Origin of the sequence: Micromonospora sp. M51, from assembly GCF_018070305.1 — a bacterium.
In the GTDB taxonomy this organism is placed as follows: domain Bacteria; phylum Actinomycetota; class Actinomycetes; order Mycobacteriales; family Micromonosporaceae; genus Micromonospora; species Micromonospora parva.
Genome location: NZ_JAGPXZ010000012.1, coordinates 1 through 25453, shown reverse-complemented (window position 1 = coordinate 25453; position 25453 = coordinate 1). Strand labels below are relative to the sequence as shown.

The window sequence follows — 25453 nt, the reverse complement described above, 5'->3', positions numbered from 1 at the left end:
CTGGACATGCTGCTCACCGCCGGGGAGCGGATCTCCATGGCCCTGCTGGCCATGGCCATCCACAACCTGGGGTACGAAGCCCGCTCGTTCACCGGTTCGCAGGCCGGCGTGATCACCACCTCGGTGCACGGCCGCGCCCGGATCATCGACGTCACCCCCGGGCGGCTCAAGGGCGCGCTCGACGAGGGGTCGGTGGTCATCGTGGCCGGCTTCCAGGGCGTCTCGCAGGACACCAAGGACGTCACCACGCTGGGCCGTGGTGGTTCGGACACCACAGCGGTGGCGCTCGCCGCCGCCCTGCACGCCGACGTCTGCGAGATCTACACCGACGTGGACGGCGTCTTCACCGCCGACCCGCGGATCGTGCCCAACGCCCGGCACATCAAGGACATCACCTACGAGGAGATGCTGGAGCTGGCCGCCTGCGGCGCGAAGGTGCTGCACCTGCGTAGCGTGGAGTACGCCCGCCGGGCGGGGTTGCCGATCCACGTCCGTTCGTCATACTCGACCAACACCGGCACGATGGTCACCGGATCGATGGAGGACCTTTCCGTGGAGCAGGCACTGATCACCGGGGTCGCACACGACCGCAGCGAGGCCAAGATCACGATCGTCGGGGTGCCCGACGAGCCCGGTGCCGCCGCGCGGATCTTCGACACCGTCGCCGGTGCCGAGATCAACATCGACATGATCGTGCAGAACGTCTCCACCGAGGGCACCGGCCGGACGGACATCTCGTTCACCCTGCCCAAGGCCGACGGGCCCACCGCGATGGCGGCGCTCAGCAAGATCCAGGAGCCGGTCAAGTTCAAGGGCCTGCTCTACGACGACCACGTCGGCAAGGTCTCGCTGATCGGCGCCGGCATGCGCTCGCACCCCGGTGTGGCAGCCGGCTTCTTCGCCGCGCTCGGCGCGGCCGGAGTCAACATCGAAATGATCTCCACCTCCGAGATCCGGGTCTCCGTCGTCTGCCGGGACACCGACCTCGACGCCGCCGTCCGCGCCATCCACGACGCGTTCGAGCTGGGCGGCGACACCGAAGCCGTGGTCTACGCGGGGACGGGTAGGTAGCGCCGATGACGGCGCTGCCCACCCTCGCCGTGGTCGGAGCGACAGGTGCCGTCGGCACCGTGATGTGTGAGCTGCTCACCGGGCGGCGCAACGTCTGGGGTGAGATCCGCCTGCTCGCCTCCGAGCGCTCCGTCGGGCGTCGGGTGCGCTGTCGGGGTGAGGAACTCGTCGTCCAGGCGCTGACCCCCGAGGCGTTCGACGGTGTCGACGTGGCCATGTTCGACGTGCCCGACGAGGTCTCCGCCGAGTGGGCGCCGATCGCCGTCGCCCGGGGCGCGATCGCCGTCGACAACTCCGGCGCGTTCCGCATGGACCGTGACGTCCCGCTCGTCGTTCCCGAGATCAACCCCGAGCAGGTCCGCAACCGGCCCCGGGGCATCATCGCCAACGCCAACTGCACGACCCTCGCGATGATCGTCGCGGTCGCGCCACTGCACCGCGAGTACGGCCTGCGAGAGCTGGTGCTCGCCTCCTACCAGGCGGTCTCCGGCGCCGGTCAGTCCGGCGTCGACATCCTGCACGACCAGCTCACCAAGGTCGCCGGCGACCGGACGCTCGGTTCGCGCACCGGCGACGTACGCCAGGCGGTCGGTGACGACCTGGGTCCGTTCCCGGCACCCATGGCGCTCAACGTGGTCCCCTGGGCCGGCTCCCCGGCGGACAGCGGCTGGTCGTCGGAAGAGGTGAAGATCCGCAACGAGTCGCGGAAGATCCTCGGCCTGCCCGACCTCAAGGTCTCCGCCACCTGCGTCCGGGTGCCGGTGGTCACCGCGCACTCGGTGGCCGTGCACGCGGTCTTCGCCAGCGAGGTGGACGCCGAGGGCGCCCGCGAGGCGCTGCGCAACGCTCCCGGGGTGATCCTGGTCGACGACCCCGCAGCCGGGGAGTTCCCGATGCCGATCGACGCCGTCGGCACCGACCCGTCCTGGGTCGGGCGGATCCGCCGCGCTCTGGACGACCCGCGCGCCCTCGACTTCTTCGTCACCGGCGACAACCTCCGCAAAGGCGCGGCCCTCAACACCGCCCAGATCGCCGAGCTCCTGGCCAAGGAACTCCACACCCCCTAACCCCGGCCCTTCCCGGCCCTGCCCTTCCCCGACTGCGGCGATCTTGCACTTTCGGTGCCGACACAAGGGGTAAGAGCGGCAAAACGCCTACCGAAAGCGCAAGATCGACGGCTGCGGGCCGCGGGGGGTCAGGCTGCTGAGAGGTGTACGCCGTCTCGGCCCTGGCGTTTCACCGCGTAGAGGGCCTGGTCGGCTCTTCTCAGGGTGCGTTCGGGGGCTTCGCCGGGGCGGGGTACTGCGACACCCACGCTGATCGTGCGGCCGATCCGTCGGGCGGCCTCGGTCAGCCGTTCGGCGATCCGGACCGCCTCCTCCGGGCGGCTCACCTCGATCACCGCAACGAACTCGTCGCCGCCGATCCGGTACAACTCGTCGCCGTGCCGCAACGCCGCCTCCAACGCCCGGGCCAACCCGACCAGCACCCGGTCGCCGGCCTGGTGGCCGTACGTGTCGTTCACGGTCTTGAAGCCGTCCACGTCGATCGCCAGCAGGGCCGTACGGCCGGGGGTGGCCGCCGCGATCCGCTGCCCGAACGGGCCGGTGTGCCGCAACCCGGTCAGCGGGTCGGAGCTGGCCTGCTCGCGCAACCGGGCCAGCGTGCGCAGCCGGTCCACGCTCGTCCAGGCCTGCCCGGCGAGCAACTCCATCAGGCTGACGGTGGTCGGGTCCGGGCGCAGCGCGCGTTCGTCGGCGACCAGCAACACCCCACCGGCATCCGCCGGCCCGACCGGCACGGCGACCAGCGTGCGTACCCCCGCTCGGGTCAGAGGGCGGTAGTCCTCGGTCGGCGGGTGCCCGGCCTCGCCCAGCGTGTACCCGGCGCCGTACCGGTGAGCTCGGTCGACCATCCGGTCCAGGGCAACCGGACCCGCCCCGGCCAACTCGGCGCGGATCCGGGTCTCCAGATCGCTCGGCGTCGCCGGGGACGGGCCGAGCTGACCGCCGATCAGCAGCAGCGCTGTGGAGAGCGTGGAGACCTCCCGGGCGGCGCGGGCCGCCGCCCCCATCACCTCCCCCTCGGTCGGGGCGGAGGAGAGCGCGGCGGCGTGCCGGAGCAACGTCTCGCTGCGGCTCTCCGCCGGTGGGCCGCCGAGGGCGGCGATCCGCGCGCCGAGCCCGTCGGCCAGCCGCTGCGCGGTCCCCCGCCACGGCTCCAGGTCGGTCGGCTCACTCCACTGCAGGTCGAGCACGCCGATCGCCCGGCCCGTCGGGTCCAGCACCGGTACGCACAGCTCGGCCGTCACGTCGGGGCGCACCGGTAGGTAGTCCGGGTCGACGCTGACGTCCGGGACGACGGCGGGACCGCCCGGCGCGTACACCCGGCCGACGATGCCGGTGCGCGCCGGCACGGTGGCGAAGACCTGCCAGGCCCCGGTCGCGGCGACGCAGCGCAGGCGGTCGTGGACCGCGAGCAGCACGGAGATGGTCGCCGGGGTGTGGCGGGACAGCGCGGTGACCGTCCATCGACACGCCTCCGGCGTGCTCGACGCCATCGGCAGGCGGACGGTGACGTCACGGATGACTCGCTGATGATCCACTCGCACGTCGTTCCAGGTAGGGGAGGGGCCCGGCTGACGCCGAGCCGCTCGATCAAGCGTACTCACGGCGGCGGGGACCAATCCGTCTTCGTACACACGTGCTATCCACAGGCTGTGGACGCAGCCTGTGGACTCCCGCCGCCGCAGCTCCGGCATCCCGGTAACCCGGTTCCCGGGATGCCGCGTCCGGCGATAGCGTGAGGCATCCGGCGCCGAGGAGGCGAGCCCATGCTCATCGCCCAGCTCAGTGATCCGCACCTGACCACCGGCCTGCTCGCCGCCGAACCGGCCGCCGGGTTGCACCGAGCGCTCGGCCGGGTGCTGGCGATACGACCCCGCCCGGACTGCGTGGTGATCAGCGGCGACCTGGTCGACCACGGCCAGCCCGACGAGTACGCGGCGCTGCGCGAGGTCATCGGCCGGTTCCCGCTGCCGGTGCACCTGGCCGCCGGCAACCATGACGACCGGGAGTCCCTGCTCGACGCGTTCGGCGGCACTCAGTGGCTCGGCGGCGGCTTCTCGGCCTACTACCACGTCGACCACGAGGCGGCGACCGTCGTGGTGCTCGACTCGCTCGTCCCCGGCAGCGACGGTGGCCAACTCGGCGAGGAACAGCTCGGCTGGCTCGACGGGGTGCTGGCCGGGCGACCCGAGGCGCCGGCACTGATCTTCCTGCACCACCCACCCGTCGCTGTCGGCATCCCGGTGGCGGACGCCATCCGGCTCGCCGACGGTGACGCGCTCGCCGAGGTGATCGGCCGGCACCGGCACGTCGTACGGGTCGCCGCCGGCCACCTGCACCGCCCGGTCACCACGGCGTACGCGGGCACGGTCCTCACCGTGGCACCCAGCACCTGGAAGCAGAGCACGCTCACCATGAGCGCCGACGAGCAGATCGGTTGGGTCCACGAGCCCACCGCCTTCCTGCTGCACTCCGTTCAGGCCGGCGGCTGCGTGACCCACACCGTGCCGGTGAGCCACTCCGCCGGGCAGACCTGCGGCTTCTGAGGCGTCGTCGTGCTGGTCTGGTACGTCTCGTACGGCTCGAACATGCACGCCGCCCGGTTGGGCTGGTACATCGGTGGTGGCTGCCCACCCGGCGGAAAGCGGACGTACCCCGGCTGCCGCGACCGGCGCCCACCGAGCCGGTCGGCGGCCGTGTCGCTGCCCGGCGGCATCTACTTCGCCGGCGAGTCGGGTGCCTGGACCGGCGGAATGGCCTTCTACGACCCGCACCTACCGGGCGAGGCCGCCGCCCGCGCCTACCTGGTCACCCTGGAGCAGTTCACCGACATCGCCGCGCAGGAGATGTACCGCCCGCCGGGCGACCCGACCGACCTGATTCCGGCGACCGGCGCGGCCATTGCCGCCGCCGTCGCCAACGGACGGGCGACCCTCGGCCCGGGCCGGTACGAAACGCTCGTCTGCCCGGGCCACCGCGACGGCGTTCCGCTGCTCACCTTCACCGCCCCCGAGAGGGCGTCTGCCGCGCGGTGCCGGCCACCCGCGCCGATCTACCTCGGCATGATCGCCAAAGGGCTACGCGAGTCGCACGGCTGGCCGGCCGAGCGGATCGCCACCTACCTGTCGGCCCGCCCCGGCGTCGCGGGCACCTGGCCACCGGACGCCGTGACGGCACTGGTCGACGAGGCACTGATCGACGGCTGACCCGCCGGGCTCGCGCCGGCCAGGTGGCCCGCCAGTCATGTCCCGTCGGTGCGGTGGCCGTCGGTGCGCTGGCCCACCGGTGCGCTGGTCGGCGGTGCGCTGGCCCGCCGGTGCGCTGGTCGCCGGTGTGCTGGTCGGCGGTGCGCTGGTCGGGCGGCGCGCCGGTGTCGTCAGCCGAGCAGGAACTCGCGCAGCACCGGGGCCAACGTCGCCGGCGGCACGTCGTGGTAGCCGCCGTCGAGGCTCACCGACCGGCCGCCCGGCACTGCCTCGGCCGCCGCCCGACTCGCGTCCCGCAACCACTCTGGACTGCCAGTGCTGTCCAGGGCGAGGGTCGGCGCGGTGATGGCCGCCAGCCGTTCGGCGGGGAGTCGCCCTCCGGCGGTGACGATCGCGTCGTACACCAGGGTGTGCGCGAGCGCCGTCAGCCCCGCCCACATCGGCTGCGACCGCATCGCGGTGATCTGCTCGGCCGGCAGCCCCACCGAGGCGCTGAGGAAGGTCGTCACCGCGCCGTCCCGGTCGTCGGCGGCGATCAGCTCGATGAGCTGCGGGGTGATGTCCTTGCTGACGCCCACGTGCGAACCAACCTGAAACGGTGGCTCGAACAGCACCAGCCTGGTCACCGGCAGGCCCTGTGCGGTGGCGAGGGCGGCCAGGACGGCACCGGAGGAGATGCCGTAGAGGGCGGCGGAACCACCTGCCGCGGCGATCACGGCGGCCAGGTCGTCGATCTCACGACCGACCTCGTACGGTGCGGTGTCGCCGCTGTAGCCGCGACCCCGACGGTCATAGCCGAAGGCGGTGAAATCCGTCGCCAACGCGGCGGCCAGGTCACGGGTCGCCTGGCGATCGGCGAACGCGCCGCCGACCAGGATGAGCGCCGGCCCGGCACCGGACCGCTCGAACGCGATGGGCGTGCCGTCGGCCGATCGCACCTGCTCCGCCACCGGTGTCGTTCCGCTCACGATGCCTCCTGCCCGCGATGACTGTCCCGTCCTTTCTAGACCCTGGCTCCGACACTGTCGGGCAGACCGCGGTAAACGGTGATCGATTCTGGTCCCGGCGTACGCGCTGCTCCGATGTGCTGCCCGGCTCGACCGGTCGGCGTACGGATGAGAGGCTGTCGGGGCGGGGGCCATGCTCAACCGCCGCCCAACCGCGACCCTTCCGACGGCGTCCGTCGGCGGCCCGGTCGACCCAGAGGCCGGGCACCGTCCGCGCCGATTCTCACGAGGAGATCCATGTTCATACCCGGGATGCGCCGGGCCGCTGTCGGCCTGACCGCGCTCGCGGTGGCCGCTTTCGGCGCGGTCGCCACCAGCCCTGAGCAAGCCGACGCGCGGCCGAAGCCGGTCGACGTCACCCTGCTGGCCCTCAACGACTTCCACGGCAACCTCGAACCGCCGAGCGGGTCCAGCGGCACCATCGCCGGGCAGACCGCGGGTGGCGTCGAGTTCCTGGCCACCCACCTGGCCGAGCTGCGCGCCGCAGCCAAGAAGAAGAACACCATCACGGTCGCCGCCGGTGACCTGATCGGCGCGTCCCCGCTGCTCTCGGCCGCGTTCCACGACGAGCCGACCATCGAGGCGCTGAGCATGGCCGGGCTGGACTCCGCCAGCGTCGGCAACCACGAGTTCGACGAGGGCGCCGCCGAGCTGCTGCGGATCCAGAACGGCGGCTGCCACCCGGTGGACGGCTGCGTCGACGGCACCCCGTACCGGGGGGCCGACTTCCAGTACCTGTCCGCGAACGCCTTCACGACCGCCACCGGCAAGCCGCTGATGGCCCCGTACGCGATTCACAAGGTGCAGGGCGTCAAGGTCGGCTTCATCGGCATGACCCTGGAGGGCACCCCGCAGATCGTCAGCCAGCAGGGCGTCGCCGGTCTCAGCTTCGCCGACGAGGCGGACACCGCCAACCGGTACGCTCGCGAGCTGCGCCGCAAGGGCGTGGAGGCGATCGTCGTGCTGCTGCACGAGGGTGGCACCCAGGCGGCGACCGGCGGGATCAACGACTGCGTCGGCATGACCGGCCCCATCGTGGACATCACCAACCGGATGGACCCGTCGATCGACGTGGTGGTCAGCGGGCACACCCACCAGGCGTACAACTGCGACATCAACGGCAAGCTGGTCACCAGCGCCAGCTCGTTCGGTCGCCTGGTCACCGACATCGACCTCAAGATCGACCGGCACAGCGGTGACGTGGTCTCCGCCAGCGCGAACAACGTGGTGGTCAGCCGGGACGTCGACCCGGACCGGAAGCAGACCGCGCTGATCGAGCGGTACAAGACCGTGCTCGGCCCGGTCGCCGACCGCCAGGTCGGCGAGACCACGACCGCGATCACCAAGACCCAGGAGAATCTGCTCGCCACCTGCTCGCCGCAGGTGCCAGCCTCGTGCGGTGAATCGCCACTGGGCAACCTGATCGCCGACGCGCAGCTTGCTGCCACCGACGACGAGCAGAACGCCGTCGCTGCCTTCATGAACCCGGGCGGGGTCCGGGCCGACCTCGACGCCGGCCCGGTCACCTACGAGGAGGCGTTCACGGTGCAGCCGTTCGCCAACAACCTGGTGACGCTGGACCTGACCGGTGCGCAGCTCTACTGCGTACTGGAGCAGCAGTTCGTCACCGGCCGGATCTTGTACCCGTCCTCCACCGTGGGCTACGTGGTCGACCTCAACGGCACTACCGCCCCCACCGCCGACCCGTGCGCCGGCACCCGCGTCGTCCGGGGCAGCCTCACCCTCGGCGGCACCGCCGTCGACACCGCCGCCACCTACCGGGTGACGGTGAACAACTTCCTGGCTGGCGGCGGCGACGGGTTCAGCGCCCTCACCGCCGGGACGAACCTGGTCACCGGCCAGATCGACCTGGACGCGTTCGTGGACTACCTGACCGCCCAGTCGCCGGTCTCCGCACCGACGCTGGACCGGATCCGCACCACCGCTGAGGTCCCCGCCGCCTGACGGCCGACCCCGCGAGATCGGGCCCCGGAGCACCAGCTCCGGGGCCCGACCCGTTCCAAAGCCCGCCGCCCCGCATCAGCCCGCGCCCGCCGCTCGCCGCCCGCCGCGCGCCCGCCGCCTGCTGCAAGATCGCGCTCGAACATGGAGGTAGTGGCATTGACACGCATCGAGGCCACTACATCCAGGATCGAGCACGTCAGGCGGGGGTGGGCGCGGCGGTGCGGGACGTCGGGGCGCTCGTCGCTACGCCGTCCTGCTCGGCGGTGAGCAGTCGGCGCAGGGAGAGGGCGACCAGCGAGGCGATCAGGCAACCGCCGACCACTGTCGCCACCCAGACGCTGCCGTGGGCGGCGCCGAGGAGCGGGCCGGCGGTCACCGGTCCGATCACGCCGCTGATCCCGAAGATCATTGAACTCATGGCGTTGTACCGGCCGCGCAGCTCGTCGGTGGCCAGCGCGTTCGTCAGCGCGGGCATCACCGGCGACAGCATCGTCTCGCCAAAGCCGAAGATCGCCGAGCAGGCCACCACGCACAGCGCGGCAAAGACGGCGTTTTCGGCGCTGACCAGGCCGCCGGCACCGAGGACCAACCAGGCGCCGGCGAACACCGCCCCGACCACGGCGAGTGCACCGGTACGGCTACGCCCCTCGATCCGGCGGAGCACCAGGAGCTGGGCCAGCACGATCATTACCGTGTTGGCCGCGAGCGCCCAGGCGACCACCTGGGGCGTCACCTCGACGACCCGCACGGCGTACGCGGCGAAGCCCACCTCGATCTGGGCGTACCCGCAGGTGGTGAGGATGAGACCGAAGATCACCAGTCGGCGGAACGGGCGGTCGCGGAGCACTGTCAGGTAGCCACCGGCGGACGGCTCGCCGCCGGTCCTGGGGCGGACGAGTCGGTGACCGACGCCCGGCAGGGTCAGCAGGATCAGCGCCGGCATCAGGTAACTCACCGCGTCGAGCACGTAGATGATCTGGAACGTGCCTGGCCGGGCGGTGTCGACGATCGCGCCGGACGTCATGCCACCAATGCCGATACCGAGGTTGAGCAGGGCGAAGTTCAGCCCGAAGACCCGTTGCCGTTCGTCGTCTCCGGTCAACGAGGCGAGGATCGTGTTCTGCCCGGACCAGATCGCCGAGCTGCCGACGGCGATCACCGTCATCACCAGCACCGCCGAGCCGGTCGAGTTCACCAGCGCCAGCGAGCCGGTGCCGATGGCCTCGATCAGCAGGCAGGGCACCACCACCCGGCGGGCGCCGAATCGGTCGATGAGCGTCCCGCCCAGCGGTGACAGCGCCAGGGTGACCGCGCCGTACCAGCCGATCACCAGGCCCGCCCGGGTGTCGGTGAGTCCGCGTACGTCGGTGAAGTAGATGAACAGGAACGGCAGGGTCAGACCGCGCCCGATCGCCGACAACAGGGTGCCGATCAGGAGTCGGCGAGCTTCGAAACGGCGGGGTAGGGCACGACGCAGCATGTCCGGCATTCTGTTCGCCGGGTGCGACACCGCGCGAACACTTTTGGACGTCGCCCCGCTGGCCGCAGGCCGCCGGGTGACCAATCCCACGATGATCCACTCGGCTGACGGCGGTCCGGCGTTGTCCGCCGGGTCTGCGATGCTGACCCGATGACCGGCACCTGGCGACACCTGCCCGCTACCGCCCGCGCCATCGCGGTCACCGCCACGACGGCCGTCGCCGCCGCCCAGGCACGCGACGGTCAGGCGTACGACGAGGCAGTCGGCGGTCTCGCCGCGGACGAGCGGTCCGGGCTGGTGCTCGGCGCGGTGGTCCGACTGCTGCTGGAGGAGAGCCATCCGGACGGGTTGACCGGCGACGACATCCGCCAGGTGTTGACCCGCTGCGTGCAGCAGTCGACGCGGTGGCGTTCCGATGTCGACCCGCACGTGGTGCTCGTCCTGCTGGCCGGCGCGCTCGGGGTGTACGACCCCGACGGCGACGAGGCGCCGCCTGACGCGTCGGCGCTGGCCCGGCATGCCCCGCTGCTGGTGGCCGACCTGTTGGCGACGACCAGCGTGCCGTTGGGCGACTACCTGGCCGCCGCGTTCGCGGAGATCGAACGCACCGAACGACAGGACTGACAGGCGCGAACGCCGCTGAGAAGGCGCCGAACTCGCTGCGTACGAGGAAACGGCCCGGTCGAAGCGACCGGGCCGTTCCTCGTGCTCACTGGTGGTTGCAGGCAAAGCCCGCCCGGGCCCGGGAAGCGGGCCCGTCGCCACCGTCGCTCAGGCCCGACCCACCTGGACCTTCGGTGACGCCGCCGACGTGGCTGCGGGCCGCTGCGGTACGACCACCAGACCGTAGTTGTAGTTGGCCATCAGCAGGTCCTTCAGGCCGTCGTTGTTGATGTCGGCCACCGCGAGGCCACGCGGGGTGAAGGAACTGGCGGGCGGCAACTGGGAGACCCGGAACTCGTTGCCCAGCCAGCCGTCCGGCCGCTGCAACAGGACACTCGCCGCGCTCCAACCGCCGTGGGTGATGGCGACGTCGTCCCGACCGTCGTTGTTGACGTCCGCGATCGCGATGGCGTCCGGCATCTCGTACACCGGGTAGCGGATCCACCGTCCGAGCACACCGGCGCTGTCGTGCGTGAGCACCTGCACCTGGGCGTTCGGCGCGTTGCCGGACACGGTGACGACGACGTCCTTCCTGCCGTCGCCGGTCACGTCGCCGACCGCCATGGAAGCCACCGTCTGCTGATGCCCGGCGGGCGCCTGATATCCCACGGGGGCCGCGAACGACCGGGGCTGCACCTGGGCGCTGATCTGGATCAGCTGCCCGAGCTGCACCACCAGGTCCGCCCGGCCGTCCCCGGTCATGTCGACCACGTCCAGGACGAAGCCGCGGTGCGCAGAGACGAGAGCGGCGGGCGCGAAGCTGCCGTTGTCGTCGCCGTACCGCACCAGGACGCCGTTGTCGCTCACCGCGACGATGTCCGTCCGGCCGTCACCATCGAGGTCGCGGAGCCTGAGGTCGATGAGGTCGTCGCCGAACGACAGGTGCTCCGCCGCCGAGAGCCCCGATCCGGTACGGCGGAACACGTCGACACCGTCGCCGGTGGCGACGACCAGCTCGTTCGCGCCGTCACCGTCCAGGTCGCCGATCACCGGATACATACTGCCGCCGCTGGAGGTGGACATCGCCACCTGCTGCTTCATCACGAGCTGGTTGTCCGCCTCCTGCACGAACAGGAAAGCGGAATGGTCGTTGGCGTCGTCGGAGTACTCGGTCGTCGTGATCACCACGTCGGAGAGGCCATCGCCGGTCAGGTCGCCGGCGGCGACCGCCTCCTCCCAGGAACCGAGCTTCAGCCATGAGGGGCCGTTGAAGGCCACCGCGCCGTAGGGCTGGGTGACCACTGGCACCGCGTCGCCGGACACGCTCGCCCCGGCCGCCGGCCAGTCGTAGCCCTGGAACTGGGCGTAGACCGAGGTCGGAGTCCAGCCGGCGCCGTTGACCATGGCGATCGCCGTGCCGTCGGTGCCGTTGACAGTGGCGAACGCGACAGCTCCGGCGGCGGACATGAACGCGACCTCACCGCCAGGGATCCGACCGTCGGCGTACCGCACGTTCGCGATGAGCAGGATCCGCTGTCCCTGCTCCACCGAGCCCGGCGACACAGTGACAGTCGTCGTGGTGGCAGGTCCGGTGTAGACCCGCACGGCGTCGGACGTGGCAGTGGCGCCGCCCGTGGCGACCGCCCGGATCCAGTAGACGTAGCGGGTGGCGACAGTGAGGCCGGTGTCCACGTACTCGGTTGACGTCGTGGTGCCGACCACCGTCTCCACCGGGGCATCGTTACTCAGGCGGACGATCTCGTACCGCGCGGTGCCGGCCACGGCCTTCCACCGCAGGGTCATGCTCGTCTCCGCCGCGGTCGCCCGCACGTTAACGGGCTTCGCCAGCGAGGTCTGCACCGACACCTCGGACGAGTCACCCGACGCCCGCTTGCCGGATCGGGACCGCACCACGTAGTAGTACGTGGTCTCGGCGGCGACGGTTCCGTCCAGGTACGACGTTCCGGTGACGGTACCCACCGTCGTGTACGGGCCACCCGAGACGGTCCCACGCCGTACCTCGTAGCTGCTGGCGCCCGCCACCGCCGGCCAGCTCACCTCGACCTGGGTCTCGGACACCAGTTTCGCGCTGACCGGAGCGGGTGGCGGCAGGGCCGCCGCGAACGCCGGTGTACCGGACGCAACCAACACCAGGAGGGCCGTCAGTAAGGCCAGCACGCCACGATTCAGCAACCGCAGTTGCGACAACATACGCATCTCCAGATCCCCCGAGGGCTTGTACGGGCAGCCGCTCGTACAGCGCTGGCACATTCGGGATCGTCACGCGGGGACGGACGGCGGACAGCTCAACGAACGTGGCCCGGACCGGGGGAAAAGCCGGGAGGGACATCGTTCGTTTGGTTGAACTGATCCAGATTCCGGCTTGTGGGACAACGAGGTTGCTGGTCGTTCGCTAGCTTTCGTAGGTCTTGCTCACCTCCCTGTACGGTCATCGCCCTTCAGGCACCGCGAAGGAACAGTTCATGCAACGAAGTACAGCGGTGGCACGGTTCGGTCTGGCCTCCCTTATGGCCATGTGCGTTCCGCTAGCTGTCGCAGCCCCGGCCAGAGCCGACGTCGAGTACCGGACGTTCATGTCGGCACCCCAGATTGCCGACATCACCTTGGCTCCGGGGCAATCCGCAGAGCTTCCGGTGCCCCTCAGCGTCCTCGGCAACTACGACGCCGAGGGGGCCTTCGTGACCATCCAGACCTATGGCAAATCGCCGTTGACGCTGACGGGCCCGACGGGCGCGACGTGCACCGGAGACGTCGAGCTGCTCTGCTACCTCCCCGAGGTGATCACCCCCGGGCAGACGTCCGAGACGTGGGGGGCCAGCAACCCATTCCGGGTCACGGCACCGCCGACGGCCAAGGCGGGGACCTACCCGGTCGGCCTTTACTACATGCCCGCGAACACGTCCTACCGCAATGTGGGCCGCAACAGGGATGGCAGCTGGAAGATCACCCCGACCGTGCCCATCACCCAGTGGGTCTGGTCCGGTGACCACCCGTATGAGGACCAGTCGCTCGACGTCACCGTGACGGCTGGAGCGACACCGACTCCGAGCCCGTCGGCCGCCCAACCCACGACTACGCCCACGCCCACGCGACAGTCCCCGGATGGTGATGGCACGGTCCAGCCAACCGGCACCTCTTCCCCCGGCGGCGGTGCCGGTGGGGGCAGCGAATCCGGTGGGGGGCTTCCGGTGACCGGCACCCCGGTGACCGCTCTGACTGTTGGTGGCCTGCTGCTGCTCGTCGTTGGCGCCACTGTCGTGGGGCTTGCCCGATGCCGACGCACCAGGATCGTGGTCGAGTGACCAGGCTTCCGTACCCGGCGCAGACCTGCCTCACGTGAAGCGGAAGACGGACTGACGGCGTACCCGGAGGTGGCCCGGTCGTTCGGACCGGGCCACTTCCTCGCGGTCATTCCTGGTTCCAGGCATCCGTCTCCGGTGTCCCCTGCGCACCCTCGTCAGACACCTGCGCGCTGGCGAGTGTCCTGCCGGAGCCGTCGAGCGCCGTCACCACGAGACCCGCGGTGGGTCGGGGCACTGTCAACGCCGCCCCGGAGCCGCTGGCCGGGGCCCTCGCCACCTCTTGCCCGTCCCGTAGGACGCGCACAGTGGTGGCCGCAACCGGGGTCACCACCAGCAGGAACTGCTGGTCCCCGCCACCGGCCGCGTCGCCGTCGATCGGCACGGCCAGCACGCTTGCGGGATCGGTCGGATCCGTCGGCACGGTGAACGAGGTGCCGGTGCTGATGACGCTGTCGGACCGTGGTTGATCGGGCTCGATCGTCACCTCGCCGACCCAGCTGCCGTCGACTGCGGGAGCAGCCAGGACGGTCACCTGGCCGTTCGTCACCGACGGCTCGCCGGCGGTTGGTGATCCGCCGGTCGGGATGCCGGCAACGTGCCCGCCCCACACCACGCTCGGCAGGGCGGTCAGGCGGTAGCCCGCCGACTGGGCCGACTGGTACACCAGCTCTCGGGCCCGCTGCGCCGTGACATCTCCCCGTACCCGGGACATCGCGGTCGCGAGCTGGGCGTCGGTGATCGGCTTGGCCGCCAGTGAGCCCGGCCCGGGAGTTATCTTGCGCGTCACCGCGCCGCAGTTGACCCGCCACCACTCGGGTCGCTGGGTCTGCGGCGTGCGGATCAGGTAGGAACCGGTCGGCTCCGAGGCCCACTGGAACGCGTTGCCGTTGAGCACCGGTGAGGTGAGGAAGGCGCAGCCGGCGGGTGCGATCGCCACGTGTATCGCCTTTCCCGGACCGGACGGGTCGTCCACGGCAAGGCTCTCGTAGGGTTCCAGAGCGTCGCTCGTACCCCGAACAGAGCCGGTGCTGGCCAGCTTCTCGGCGCTGGCGCCCTTCTCGGCGACGAGCCACACTGCGGCGCTGGGCCAGCCGGTGACCGGATCGGGCTGGGCACGGACGAAGGCGGCGAGCGCGATCCGTTGGTCGTTGACGTCGTCGATGAAGAGGACCTTCACCGCGTTGACCGGCACCGTCAGGTTGGGAAAGTCTCCTCGGCGCTGGGCGTCCAACAAAAGGTCGGAAAGCTGGCGGACATAGCTGGTGTCCCGGGCGACCGCACCGCGTGGCGGCGACTGAAGCAGTTTGTCCGACCAGGCCAGTACGGGTGCGATGGACTCGTTCGAGTTCGCTGGTGGTGGCTGCGTGGTCCGGGCCGGGCCGGCCACGGCGAAGGCTGTGCCACCCACCGAGACCACGAGGGCCAGGGCCAGCCCGCCGAGGCGTCGCTGCCGCCTCCGTCGATAACGCGCCAGGACTCGACCGTACGGATCCGGCTGCGGGGTCAGCGTGCTGCTCAGCTCGGCCAGGGCCCGGCCCAGCTCCTCGTCGACAGTCATGGCGTTGCCCCCGTCATCCTCGTTGTGCCGTCCGGTGCCGGCTGAGCTGCCGTTGATGCCGGTGTCGACGGCGGCGCGTCCGCTGCCAGTGCCAGCCGCAGGCGAGCCAGGCCCCTCGACGCACGGCTCTTGACTGACCCGACCGAGCAGCCCAGGGTGGCGGCGACCTCCGCCTCCGGCAGATCGACCACGTACCGCAGCACGATCACGGCCCGGGTGCGCGGCGTCAGTGCCCGCATCGCCGCGTACAGGGCGTGCCGCTCCGCCACCGCATCCGTCATGTCCCGGGTGGACCGCTCCGGCAGAATCGCCGTCACCAACTCGTGCACCCGGTAGCGGCGCCAACTACTGATGTGCTGATTGATCATGACGCGCCGCAGGTAGGCCATCGGATCTTCGACCCGCCGCCACCGACGCATCACCTTCACCAGCGCCGCCTGCACCAGATCCTCCGCATCCTGTGCCGACCCGGTGAGGTGGTACGCCACGCGCAAGAGATCCATGTAGCGCGTGTCGACGAACTCTCGGAAATGCTCGTCGTCAGCTGCCATAAGCCCCCGCCTCGATTGGTTACCTGTCACGACCCCGCCGAGGGTCAAAAGGTTGAAGGCGGCAGCGGGCGCGTTCAACGTGCCCCGGATGGCCGCAGCTGGGCAGCATCGCCACAGCGCTGGGCCGTGCATGGTCAACAAACGCCAGAGGGCACATCCGTGATCGGATGTGCCCTCTTACCTCTGGTCGGGGTGGCCGGATTCGAACCGACGACCTCTTCGTCCCGAACGAAGCGCGCTACCAAGCTGCGCCACACCCCGAGGCGTGCCGACAAATAGTAGCCCACCCGCCCCGATGGTCAAACTCGGTACCCCCGCCGACCGGACCCGTCAGCGCGATCGCCGGCCGGGCTGGTTCGTTGATCGACTCGGGTTCCAGGAAGCCGGGCTGTCGACGTGACCAGGACACCCCAACTTTCAGGAACCCGAGTCGATCAACGACAGCTGCCTGGTCTCGCCGCGACGGGTGGCGCGAGAGGGGTCAGCGGGGGATGAGGGTGAGGATGCTGGCCTCCGGGGGGCAGGCGAAGCGGACCGGGGCGGTCGGGTGGGTGCCGAGACCGGCGGAGACGTGCAGCCAGGAGTCCGAGCCGGGCCACCGGTGCAGCCCTTGCGCCATCGAGCGCGGCAGGCCGCAGTTGGTCACCAGGGCCCCGAAGCCCGGTACGCACACCTGACCACCGTGGGTGTGCCCGGCCAGCAGGAGGCCGAATCCGTCCGCCGCCATCTGGTCGAGCACCCGTGGCTCGGGGGAGTGCGTCACGGCGATGGACAGGTCGGCGGAGGACGCCACCCGGCCCGACACGGACGGGTAGTCGTCCCGGTCGATGTGGGGGTCGTCGACGCCGACGAGGTCCAGCTCCCGGCCGCCGGCCTTGAGGCTCGTCCGCGCGTTGTTCAGGTCCGCCCAGCCGGCGCCGGTGAAGACCTGACGCAGCTCCTCGTAGGGAAGCTCCACGCCCTCGGTGTACTCCCGGTCGGGCAGGAAGTAGGTGAAGGGATTCTTCAACACCGGCCCGGTGTAGTCGTTGGAGCCGAACACGAACGCGCCCGGGTAGTCCAGCAGCGGTTGCAGGGCCCGTAGCACCCCGGGCACCGCGCCCGGGTGCGCCATGTTGTCGCCGGTCACCACCACCAGGTCGGGGTCGAGGGCGGCCAGCGACGCCACCCAGCGCTGCTTGCGCGCCTGGTCGGGCATCATGTGCAGGTCCGACAGGTGCAGCACACGTAGCGGCTCCGCGTCGGTCGGGAGCACCGGCACGTCGTACCGCCGCAGTGTGAACATGTTGCGCTCGATGAGCGACGCGTACGCGAGGGTGGCCGCGCCGATCGTGGCGGTTCCGGCGGCGAGCCGGAATAGTGTGCGCTTTCGCATGGCGTTCAGGGTAGTTTGACCGTCCATGAGCACGCTGAAGGACCGCCTCACCGCCGACATGCGTTCCGCGCTCAAGGCGCGCGACGAGCTGACCACCTCCACGCTGCGGATGGCCCTGGCCGCCGTCGGCACCGCCGAGGTCGCCGGCAAGGCCAAGCGAGCTCACCGATGACGAGGTGCTCGCGGTGTTGACCAAGGAAGCCAAGAAGCGTCGGGAGGCGGCCACCGCCTTCGCCGACGCCGGCCGCGCCGAGCAGGCCGCGAAGGAGAGCGCCGAGGGCGAGGTGTTGGACCGCTACCTGCCCAAGCAGCTCTCGGACGCCGAGTTGACCGAGCTGGTGTCGGGGGCGCTCGCCGCGGGCGGCTTCACCGGCAAGGCCCAGATGGGCCCGGCGATGAAGGCGGCCCAGGCCGCTGTGGCGGGCCAGGCCGAGGGTGGCCGGGTGGCCGCCGAGGTACGCCGACAGCTCGGTCTCTGACTCACCGGGTCGGTGGCGCGGCACGACTGTGGTCGTGGCCGCCAGCTGGTCCGGGCAGACGAAACGGGCGGGCACCCGAGGAGGGTGCCCGCCCGTCGTGTCCTACCCGTCGGCTCAGCCGTTGGGGCGGCCGTTGCCGGGTCTACCTGGCTGGTTGCCGGGCGGGTTGCCCGGAGTGCCGTCGGTGTTGCCCGGCGTGCCGCCGCCGCTGCTGACCTGGATGGTGACCACACCACCCTTGATCGTGCGTCCGTCCGGGCTGGTGCCGGCCGCGTCGCCCGCCTTGCAGGAGGACGGCACCTTGGCGCTGGAGACGACCGGCTCGAAGCCGGCGCCCTTGAGCCGGGACTTCGCCTGCTCCACCGACACGCACTTCACGTCGGGGATGCTGCGCTGGTCACCCTCGGAGATCTTCTGGCCGGGTGGTGTGAACTGGACCCGGTCCTTGCCCTTCATGGCATCGCGCAGGGTCTCGTACACCGGTGGGTTGATGCCGTCCTTCTCGGCGTGCTTCATCTTGACGTTCGTCTGCGGCCAGTCCGGGTCGGCCATGATGCCGGCCACCGAGTACTGCTTGGTCATGGCGACCAGGGCGGCCGTCTTCTCCGAGTCAGTGGTGCCGGACTTGCCGGCCACTGGCGCGTCGACGATGCCCTTCACCACGCGGGCCGTACGGCTGCCACCGCACTTGCTGGTGCTGGAATTGTCACCGACCGGACAGCGGGCGGCGTCCACGGCGGCCCGGGCCACCTCGGTGCTGAACCGCTTCTCGCAGCGAGGGTTGGCGATGTCCAGCTTGTTGCCCTCCGGGTCGCGGATTTCCTGCACCGGGATCGGCTCGCAGTACTTCCCGTCCGCCGCGAGGGTGGCGTACGCGTTGGCCAGGTCGAGCGGCGTGGTGGAGGAGACACCGAGGGTGAACGCGCCCCACTGGTGGGCGGCATCCTTGGTCGCGGCGAACTTGGCGTCGTTGCTCGCCCGGAACTGGATGCCGGCCCGCCGGGCGGCGTCGACCACGTTCTCCGCGCCGACCTGCTGTTGCAGCGGGACGAAGTACGTGTTGATCGACGCGCTGAAGGCGCTCCACATGTTCTGCACGCCGCCGGCCTTCAGGCCGGAGTTGGTCGGGCAGTAGAAGTGGGTGCCCTTGCAGGCGGCCGGGCTGCTGCTGTCGATGATGTATTCCGACTTGAACTGCTGGGGCGCGTTGATCGTGTAGCTGAGCGGAATGCCCTTCTCCAGCGCGGCCAGGATGCTGAAGATCTTGAAGGTCGAGCCGGCCTGGTAACCGGTGATGCCGTTGCCGCCGGTGAGCAGCGGGTTCACTGTCGCCGGGTAGTTGCCCCGGATGCCCTTCCTGCTTTTGGCCGGGTCGCTGGAGAGCTTGTTCTTCGGGTTCTTCGGGTCGTCGAGCTTGAACTGCCGGTTGACCGCGAGGGCCCGCACCCGGCCGCTGCCCGGCTCGACCACCGCGACCATTGCCGCTTCCTTGCTGTTCACGCTCTTGGCCTTACGGACGGCCTTGTCCGCACCGCGCTGCGCCTGGACGTCGAGCGAGGTCACGACGGTGTAGCCGCCGCTCTTGAGCCGACGCTCCCGGTCGTACGTGGTCGAGCCGAACGTCTCCTGATCCATCCACCAGCGGTAGAAGTAGTCGCAGAAGAAGCCCCACTCGTTGACGTTGGCGGCGACGCAGCCGTTCGGGGTGCGCTTGTCCTTCACGACCAGCTTGGTCGCCTTGGCGGCGTCCGCCTCCTGCTGGGTGATGGCCTTGATGTCGACCATGTTCTGGATGACGTAGTTACGCCGCTCCAGTGCGAGCGGGTAGCCGGCCTCGGTGGTCGGGTCGTTCGTCGTCGGCGCCTTGACCATGCCGGCCAGCAGGGCCGCTTCCTCGATCTTCAGCTTGCTCGGCGGCTTGCCGAAGTAGACCTGGCTGGCGGCGTAGATGCCGTACGCGCCGTTGCCGAACGAGGCGAGGTTGAGGTAGCGGGTGAGGATCTCGTCCTTGGAGAATTCCTTGTCGACCTGGAGAGCCAGCCGCATCTCGCGGAGCTTGCGGGCGCTGGTGTCCTCGGTCGCCGCGACGACGTCCGCCGGGTGGGTGGCCGAGTAGGCGATGGCCAGCCGGACGTACTGCATGGTCAGCGTCGATGCGCCCTGCCGACCGGCGCCCTCGCTCTGGTTGTTCACGAACGCGCGGGCGACACCGTTGATGTCGACGCCGTTGTGCTTGTAGAAGTCGTGGTCCTCGGCCGCGATGATGGCCTTCTGCATTGCCGGCGAGATGTCTGGGAGCTTCACGTCCCGCCGGTTCTCGTCGTACATCGTCGCGAGCGGGGTCTTGCCGTCCGAGGCCATCAGGTAGCTGATCTGTGGCGCGCGGGCCACCGTCAGCTCCGTGGGCAGGGCACCGAATGTCTCGGCGCCGGCCTTCGCGGCCAGGCCGGACATCGCTACCGCGGGGAAGGCCGCCGCGGCGACCACCACGCCGGCCAGCAGGCCACACACGAGTAGCGATGCGGCGTTGGTCAGCACATTGTGGTCACGTTTCCGCATCCAGGTCACCTCGACAGGGTACGCGAGTAGGGAACGAGGGGCGCTGGGGCGTTCTTTCCCCATTTCCTGCGCGCGCTGCCCTCGTTGTGCTAAACGCACGACCCCCGGTGCTTGGTTGCGTGTGACCTGGCGTGAGTCTCCTCCGATTCAGTGAGGCGGCGCAGCGTTATCGCTGACCTCGGCGGGGTAACCGGCGGTCGAAGGCCCGGGAAGCCGGGAGTGTCCGGAATGATGGATTTCGTCGACAACGTTGCGTAATCGGTCGACTACAGAGCATGATGGGGGCGGCGACAGCGCCACATGTCGTCCGCGCCGCCTTGGGGAAGGCGGGCCGGGCGATCGGGGGGAATTGCCGGCTGACGTGCATCGACGAGGTCGGTAGGTACTGCAAGGGGGGACGTGTACACATGGGCATGATCACTGACTGGCCGTCACTGGCGGCATGTCAGAACGGGGACCCGGACGCGTTGTTCGTACAGGGCGCCGAACAGAACGTGGCGAAGCGGATCTGCCGGAGCTGCCCAGTTCGGTACGAGTGCCTGGCCGACGCGCTGGACAACCGGATCGAGTTCGGTGTGTGGGGCGGCATGACCGAACGCGAACGGCGGGCGCTGCTGCGTCGTCACCCGCAGGTGACGAGCTGGCGCAAGATGTTCGAGGCCGCGATGAAGAAGAACAGCAAGGACAAGGCCGGCAAGGACAAGATTCTCGTCAGCGCGGCCAACTGACGCCGGTCACGGCCGGCTGATCGCCGCGCCGATCGTCCGTAGCCCGTCGACGTCGTGCACGTCGGCGGGCTGCGCCGTAACCGAAACCGCCGGCACGGCCGGGAACGCCTCGGTGAAGCGTGCGGCGACCTGCTGCTCGCGTACCGCCTGGCGCGCCAGCGCCGCGTGCGCCCGCAGCACGTCGGCGGTGGCCTCGTGCCCACCCAGCTCGGTCAGCCGCTCGGCGGCGACCCGGCTCTGCTCGGCGTCCAGCTCCGGGACCGCCGGGCGGTGCACCCGGTTGAGCACCAGGCCGGCCAGTGGCATCTGCTCCTCGCGCAGCCGGCCCGCGAAGTAGGCGGCTTCCCGGACCGCGTCCGGCTCCGGCGTCGCGACCAGGAGAAAGGCCGTCTCCCGCGCCTGCAGGATGCGGTACGTCTGCTCGGCGCGCTGCCGGAAACCGCCGAACATCGAATCCAGCGCCGCCACGAAGCCGGACAGGTCGGTGAGCAGCTGCGCGCCGAGCACCTTCTGCACCACCTTCGAGAACATCCCGAACGAGGCGGTGACCAGGCTGAACATGCTCCGGCCGCCGCTTCGCGCCGGGGCCAGCAGCAGTCGCAGCATCCGGCCGTCGAGGAAACGGGAGAGTCGGGCCGGCGCGTCCAGGAAGTCAAGTGCCGAACGGGACGGTGGCGTGTCCACCACGATCAGGTCCCATTCGCCCCGGGCGTGCAGCTGACCCAGCTTCTCCATCGCCATGTATTCCTGAGTGCCGGCGAAGGTCGAGCTCATCGCCTGGTAGAACGGGTTCGCGAAGATCTCCGCGGCCTTCGCCGGGTCGGTGTGCTGCAACACCACGTCGTCGAAGGTGCGCTTCACGTCCAGCACCACGGCGTCGTACGCGCGCCGCTGCCCGTTGGTGCGGGTGGTGGCCTCCTTCACCTTGCCGGTGAGCAGGACGTCGCGCAGGCCGGGCGCGATGGTGGTGGCGAAGTCGATGGCACCGAGCTTGCGCAGTGCCCGGCCGGCCGCGCCCAGCTTGTAGAACATGTCCAGGTACTCGAGCAGCGCCTCCTCGGCGTCCACCGCGAGCGCCCGCACCTCACCGCCGTCCGGCGCGTCGGCGAGGTGCCGCTCCTCGTAGGGCAGCGGGTCGATGCCGAACAGCTGCGCGATGCCCTGCCGCCCCTCGACCTCGACCAGCAGGGTGCGCCGACCCCCGGCAGCGAGCGCGAGGGCCAGCGCCGCCGCCACGCTGGTCTTACCGGTGCCGCCCTTGCCGGTCACCACGTGGAGACGGGCAGGCCATCCGGCACCGGCCGGGTCGATCGGGCGCTCAGCTGCACACACCCGTCGAGCCTATCCAGGCATCGGGGTCACGCGACCTCGCAGACCCACCAACCCGTCTTCTGCACCACAGTGAAGCGCAGTTCCTGGTCGGCCACCTTCTCGTCGGCGGTGGTCATGGTGAGCCGGGTGGAGACGGTGGCCCGTTCCCCGGTCTGGTTGTCCACCTTCGGGGTGGTCCACCGGAAGCGCGGGTTCTGGTACGCGGAGGCGTACTTGTCCACCTCGGCGACCTTCGCGGCGATCTTGTCGTCGTCGCGGGCCGCGGCGCAGACGCGACTGGCGGCCTTTGTCGCGTCGCGGTCCTTGTAGATCGCGGTGAGGAACTCGTCGACGGCGACCGCCGGCTCCTTGGCGCCCTCGCCGGTCTCGGCATTGCGCAGGGTCAGGAAGGCCACCACGCCGCCGCCCACGCACAGCACCATGATCACAACGAGTGCGATGGCCGCGATCAGCAGGCCGCGCTTCTTCTTCGGCTCGGCCGTGCCCGGGTAGGGCGGGTAGGCCGGCGGGGCCGGGGGGATCGGCGAGGGGTTCGGGGTGCCCGACGTCGGCGCGGCGGCCGAGGCCGGGGCGGCGGGCAGCGCCGCCCGGGCGGGGGGCGCGGGGAGACTGGGCTGCCCCGGCGGCGGGGTGGGGGTGGACTGGCTGGGGACACCCGGCGCGCCGGGCTGATCCGGGTGCGCCGGCGGGTGGACGGGTGGGCCGGCCTGGTCGCCGCTGGGCGGGTGGGTCATGTCTTTCCCCCAGGGGTGCGGCGCCCGCCGCCACCCCTGGCGCCGAGCGTGATCGAGCGGGCGTCCGGGCGCTGCGCGACCGTCCGACCGGAAGGGTAGCGGTCGATGACCCCCTCGGTGTCGCCCCTGCCTGCCCGGGAGGTCCAGCGATCCGGTGAGCGGTACCCGGGTCGGTTCCGGTGTCGGGCCCCCGACCTGCGGTGTGTCGCATATGTGACTGTTGGTGACCTCTTGTGCGCGTCCTGTTGGCGGGACTGGGGCCACAGACCTACCTTCGTCCCCGGTGCGGGGGCCGGAACGGACGAATGGGGCCGGGCCGGAAGCATGGTCCGAGAGGTACGACCGGAGGCAGTGCATGCGCGACGCGGACAACGTTCCTCGTACCCACTTCCCGACGAACGACCGGCCCCGCCGGCCGGGGACCGTGGCCGAGGCCGGCGGGCAGGTCACCAACCAGCCGATCAACGAACGGTCGTACCGCCGGACGCCGGAGCAGGCGGAGGCGGCCCGCGTGCCGAGCCAGCCCGTCGAGCGGATCCGCGACGACGACGAGCCGGGCTTCGTCATCCATCTGCCGATCCGGGTGCCGAACCTGGCGGCGGCGACGGTGCTGGCCGGACGGGTCGCGGTGTCCCTGGGGTTCCTGCCCGAGCTGGACGCCGGCGAGACCACCGTGTCCAATGCCGACGATCAGAACAACCGGCACCGGGTCTTCTGCGACCTGCTGCTGCCGGACCGGTCCCGCTGCCCCCAGGGGTACGAGCACGAAGGGCGCTGCGGGGAACTGCCGGCCACGTCGGAGCAGCGTCCCGTACCCCGTCCCGCCAGCGGACCGTAGGCTGTCCCTCGAACAATTCCGCACCGAGAGGGAGCCCTTCAGCGATGCAGAAGTGGGAATACTCCACGGTCCCGCTGCTGGTCCACGCGACCAAGCAGATCCTCGACAACTGGGGCGAGGACGGGTGGGAGCTCGTCGCCGTGGTCCCCGGCCCGAACCCGGACCAGCTGGTCGCCTACCTGAAGCGGCCGAAGGCGTGAGCAACGGTCCGCACGCGAAGCTCGCCGAGCTCGGCCTCGAACTGCCCGAGGTCGTGCCGCCGGTGGCCAGCTACGTCCCGGCCGTGCAGTCCGGGCAGCACGTGTACGTTTCCGGCCAGTTGCCGATGGCCGAGGGCAAGCTGCTCGGGACCGGCAAGGTCGGCGCCGGGATCTCCGCCGAGCAGGCGAAGGATCTGGCCCAGCGGTGTGCGCTCAACGCGCTGGCCGCTGTCGACTCGCTGGTCGGCCTGGAAAACGTGGTCAAGGTGGTGAAGGTGACCGGGTTCGTGGCCTCCGCGCCCGGCTTCACCGGTCAGCCCGCCGTGATCAACGGTGCCTCCGACCTCCTCGGCACCGTCTTCGGGGAGGCCGGCCGCCACGCGCGTAGTGCGGTAGGTGTGGCCGAGCTGCCCCTCGACGCCCCGGTGGAGATCGAACTGATCGTCGAGGTCGCCTGACGCGTCCCCATCGCCCCGCGATCTTGCACTTTCTGCTCGGACGAAAGCCCTGAACGGGGATGAATCAGGGGCCGCCAGTGCAAGATCGTGGGGTGTGGCGGGCGGGGTCGTACGATCGCAGCCATGAGCGGGCACGTGACGGGGGCGGTGGCGGCGCTTGCCGACGAGTTGCCCCGCTGGGTTTCGCTGCTGCGTGCCCCCAACCCGGGGCCGATGACCCTCGACGGCACCAACACCTGGGTGCTGCGCGCCCCGGCCGCCGAGTACGCCACGGTGGTCGACCCGGGGCCGGCCGACGAGGGGCACCTGACCCGGATCGTCGAGCACGGTCCGGTCGGGCTGATCCTGATCACCCACGGCCATCCCGACCACACCGAGGGCGCCGCCCGGCTGAGCGAGCTGCTCGGCGCGGTGCCCGTCCTCGCCGTCGACCCGGCGCACACCATCGGCGTGGAACCGCTGACCGGGCCGGGCGAGAGCTTCGGTGACTTCGGTCTGCGCATCCGTCCGCTGCCGACGCCGGGGCACACCGCCGACTCGGTCTGCTTCCTGGTCGAGCACGACGACGAGCGGGTGGTGCTCACCGGCGACACCATCCTCGGCCGGGGCACCACCGTGGTCGCCCACCCGGATGGGCACCTCGGTGACTACCTGACCAGCCTGGAGCTGCTGTCCGCGTACCGGGGGATTCCGGCGTTGCCCGGACACGGCCCGGCGCTGGCCGACTGCGCCGCCGCCGCCGATTTCTACCTCGCCCACCGTCGGGCCCGGCTCGACCAGGTCCGGGCGGCGGTCGCCGCCGGTGCCCACACTCCCGCCGACGTGGTGGCAGCGGTCTACGCGGACGTGGACCGCTCGCTCTGGTGGGCGGCCGAATGGTCGGTCCGTGCCCAGCTGGAGGATCGGGGCGTCGACACCG

General features: G+C 70.7%; 22 protein-coding genes, 1 tRNA gene and 1 pseudogene. 13 read left to right on the top strand and 11 right to left on the bottom strand.

Annotated elements, in window-relative coordinates:
* Positions 1-1071 (top strand): aspartate kinase (locus KBX53_RS01715; RefSeq protein ID WP_210857586.1); only part of this gene is annotated, 1071 nt, incomplete at its 5' end.
* A gap of 5 nt (positions 1072-1076) precedes the next feature.
* Entirely contained in the window at positions 1077-2138 is a 1062-nt protein-coding gene (locus KBX53_RS01710; protein ID WP_210857585.1) for an aspartate-semialdehyde dehydrogenase, read from the top strand.
* A 128-nt stretch (positions 2139-2266) separates the two neighbouring features.
* Here the strand turns inward: KBX53_RS01710 and KBX53_RS01705 are convergent, their stop codons facing one another.
* Positions 2267-3676: a sensor domain-containing diguanylate cyclase gene (locus KBX53_RS01705; RefSeq protein WP_210857584.1), complete on the bottom strand. Its 1410-nt coding sequence runs from the start codon at positions 3674-3676 to the stop codon at positions 2267-2269.
* A gap of 228 nt (positions 3677-3904) precedes the next feature.
* Here KBX53_RS01705 and KBX53_RS01700 point away from each other — a divergent pair, with 228 nt between their 5' ends.
* Both KBX53_RS01700 and KBX53_RS01695 read left to right on the top strand, forming a co-directional pair.
* A complete protein-coding gene (locus KBX53_RS01700) occupies positions 3905-4684 on the top strand; it encodes a phosphodiesterase (RefSeq protein ID WP_030328106.1) in 780 nt (259 codons plus the stop codon).
* 9 nt (positions 4685-4693) lie between these two features.
* Positions 4694-5344 (top strand): hypothetical protein, encoded by a 651-nt coding sequence (locus tag KBX53_RS01695; RefSeq protein ID WP_051708125.1) that lies wholly within the window; start codon positions 4694-4696, stop codon positions 5342-5344.
* A 170-nt stretch (positions 5345-5514) separates the two neighbouring features.
* Here KBX53_RS01695 and KBX53_RS01690 read toward each other — a convergent pair whose 3' ends face one another.
* Positions 5515-6312 carry an alpha/beta fold hydrolase gene (locus KBX53_RS01690; protein WP_245233499.1) on the bottom strand — a complete coding sequence of 266 codons (798 nt, stop codon included), beginning with the start codon at positions 6310-6312 and terminating at the stop codon, positions 5515-5517.
* A gap of 276 nt (positions 6313-6588) precedes the next feature.
* On the opposite strand from KBX53_RS01690, the gene KBX53_RS01685 reads away from it, so the two are divergent.
* Entirely contained in the window at positions 6589-8316 is a 1728-nt protein-coding gene (locus KBX53_RS01685; RefSeq protein ID WP_210857583.1) for a bifunctional UDP-sugar hydrolase/5'-nucleotidase, read from the top strand.
* Positions 8317-8512: 196 nt separating this feature from the next.
* Here KBX53_RS01685 and KBX53_RS01680 read toward each other — a convergent pair whose 3' ends face one another.
* Positions 8513-9796: an MFS transporter gene (locus tag KBX53_RS01680; RefSeq protein ID WP_036410686.1), complete on the bottom strand. Its 1284-nt coding sequence runs from the start codon at positions 9794-9796 to the stop codon at positions 8513-8515.
* Between the two features lie 150 nt (positions 9797-9946).
* On the opposite strand from KBX53_RS01680, the gene KBX53_RS01675 reads away from it, so the two are divergent.
* On the top strand, positions 9947-10420 hold the full coding sequence (locus tag KBX53_RS01675) for a hypothetical protein (protein WP_030328096.1): 474 nt from the start codon (positions 9947-9949) through the stop codon (positions 10418-10420).
* A 147-nt stretch (positions 10421-10567) separates the two neighbouring features.
* On the opposite strand, the gene KBX53_RS01670 is transcribed toward KBX53_RS01675, so the two are convergent.
* Positions 10568-12616, bottom strand: a complete 2049-nt coding sequence (locus tag KBX53_RS01670; RefSeq protein WP_210857582.1) for an FG-GAP-like repeat-containing protein — start codon at positions 12614-12616, stop codon at positions 10568-10570.
* 212 nt (positions 12617-12828) lie between these two features.
* On the opposite strand from KBX53_RS01670, the gene KBX53_RS01665 reads away from it, so the two are divergent.
* Positions 12829-13722, top strand: a complete 894-nt coding sequence (locus KBX53_RS01665) for a hypothetical protein (RefSeq protein WP_210857581.1) — start codon at positions 12829-12831, stop codon at positions 13720-13722.
* Between the two features lie 106 nt (positions 13723-13828).
* On the opposite strand, the gene KBX53_RS01660 is transcribed toward KBX53_RS01665, so the two are convergent.
* The 4 genes from KBX53_RS01660 to KBX53_RS01645 all read right to left on the bottom strand — a co-directional run bounded on the left by KBX53_RS01660 (position 13829) and on the right by KBX53_RS01645 (position 17206).
* The gene (locus KBX53_RS01660; RefSeq protein ID WP_030328089.1) at positions 13829-15280 is read right to left on the bottom strand and encodes a hypothetical protein; all 1452 of its coding nucleotides are present in this window, start codon (positions 15278-15280) and stop codon (positions 13829-13831) included.
* The gene (locus KBX53_RS01655; RefSeq protein WP_245233498.1) at positions 15277-15909 is read right to left on the bottom strand and encodes a SigE family RNA polymerase sigma factor; all 633 of its coding nucleotides are present in this window, start codon (positions 15907-15909) and stop codon (positions 15277-15279) included. The genes KBX53_RS01660 and KBX53_RS01655 overlap by 4 nt, the downstream gene beginning before the upstream one ends.
* Positions 15910-16015: 106 nt before the next feature.
* Positions 16016-16092 (bottom strand) — tRNA-Pro (locus tag KBX53_RS01650).
* 220 nt (positions 16093-16312) lie between these two features.
* On the bottom strand, positions 16313-17206 hold the full coding sequence (locus KBX53_RS01645) for a metallophosphoesterase (RefSeq protein ID WP_030328084.1): 894 nt from the start codon (positions 17204-17206) through the stop codon (positions 16313-16315).
* Between the two features lie 25 nt (positions 17207-17231).
* On the opposite strand from KBX53_RS01645, the pseudogene KBX53_RS01640 reads away from it, so the two are divergent.
* Positions 17232-17685, top strand: a pseudogene (locus KBX53_RS01640) (GatB/YqeY domain-containing protein).
* 114 nt (positions 17686-17799) lie between these two features.
* Here KBX53_RS01640 and KBX53_RS01635 read toward each other — a convergent pair.
* Positions 17800-20244, bottom strand: a complete 2445-nt coding sequence (locus KBX53_RS01635) for a transglycosylase domain-containing protein (protein ID WP_036410680.1) — start codon at positions 20242-20244, stop codon at positions 17800-17802.
* A 407-nt stretch (positions 20245-20651) separates the two neighbouring features.
* Here KBX53_RS01635 and KBX53_RS01630 point away from each other — a divergent pair, with 407 nt between their 5' ends.
* Positions 20652-20972, top strand: coding sequence for a WhiB family transcriptional regulator (locus KBX53_RS01630; protein WP_030328078.1), 321 nt, complete (start codon positions 20652-20654; stop codon positions 20970-20972).
* 6 nt (positions 20973-20978) lie between these two features.
* Here KBX53_RS01630 and KBX53_RS01625 read toward each other — a convergent pair whose 3' ends face one another.
* Positions 20979-22304: an ArsA-related P-loop ATPase gene (locus KBX53_RS01625; protein WP_309140691.1), complete on the bottom strand. Its 1326-nt coding sequence runs from the start codon at positions 22302-22304 to the stop codon at positions 20979-20981.
* Positions 22305-22330: 26 nt separating this feature from the next.
* Positions 22331-23038 (bottom strand): hypothetical protein, encoded by a 708-nt coding sequence (locus KBX53_RS01620; protein ID WP_245233497.1) that lies wholly within the window; start codon positions 23036-23038, stop codon positions 22331-22333.
* 355 nt (positions 23039-23393) lie between these two features.
* Here KBX53_RS01620 and KBX53_RS01615 point away from each other — a divergent pair, with 355 nt between their 5' ends.
* The 4 genes from KBX53_RS01615 to KBX53_RS01600 form a co-directional block, all read left to right on the top strand.
* Complete coding sequence (locus tag KBX53_RS01615; protein ID WP_030328070.1) at positions 23394-23876, top strand: hypothetical protein; 483 nt, start codon at positions 23394-23396, stop codon at positions 23874-23876.
* Between the two features lie 44 nt (positions 23877-23920).
* Complete coding sequence (locus KBX53_RS01610) at positions 23921-24076, top strand: DUF4177 domain-containing protein (RefSeq protein WP_007466198.1); 156 nt, start codon at positions 23921-23923, stop codon at positions 24074-24076.
* The gene (locus KBX53_RS01605) at positions 24073-24534 is read left to right on the top strand and encodes a RidA family protein (protein ID WP_210857580.1); all 462 of its coding nucleotides are present in this window, start codon (positions 24073-24075) and stop codon (positions 24532-24534) included. Before KBX53_RS01610 ends, KBX53_RS01605 begins: the two co-directional genes overlap by 4 nt.
* 123 nt (positions 24535-24657) lie before the next feature.
* On the top strand, positions 24658-25453 hold a 796-nt coding region (locus tag KBX53_RS01600), incomplete at its 3' end, for an MBL fold metallo-hydrolase (RefSeq protein WP_210857579.1).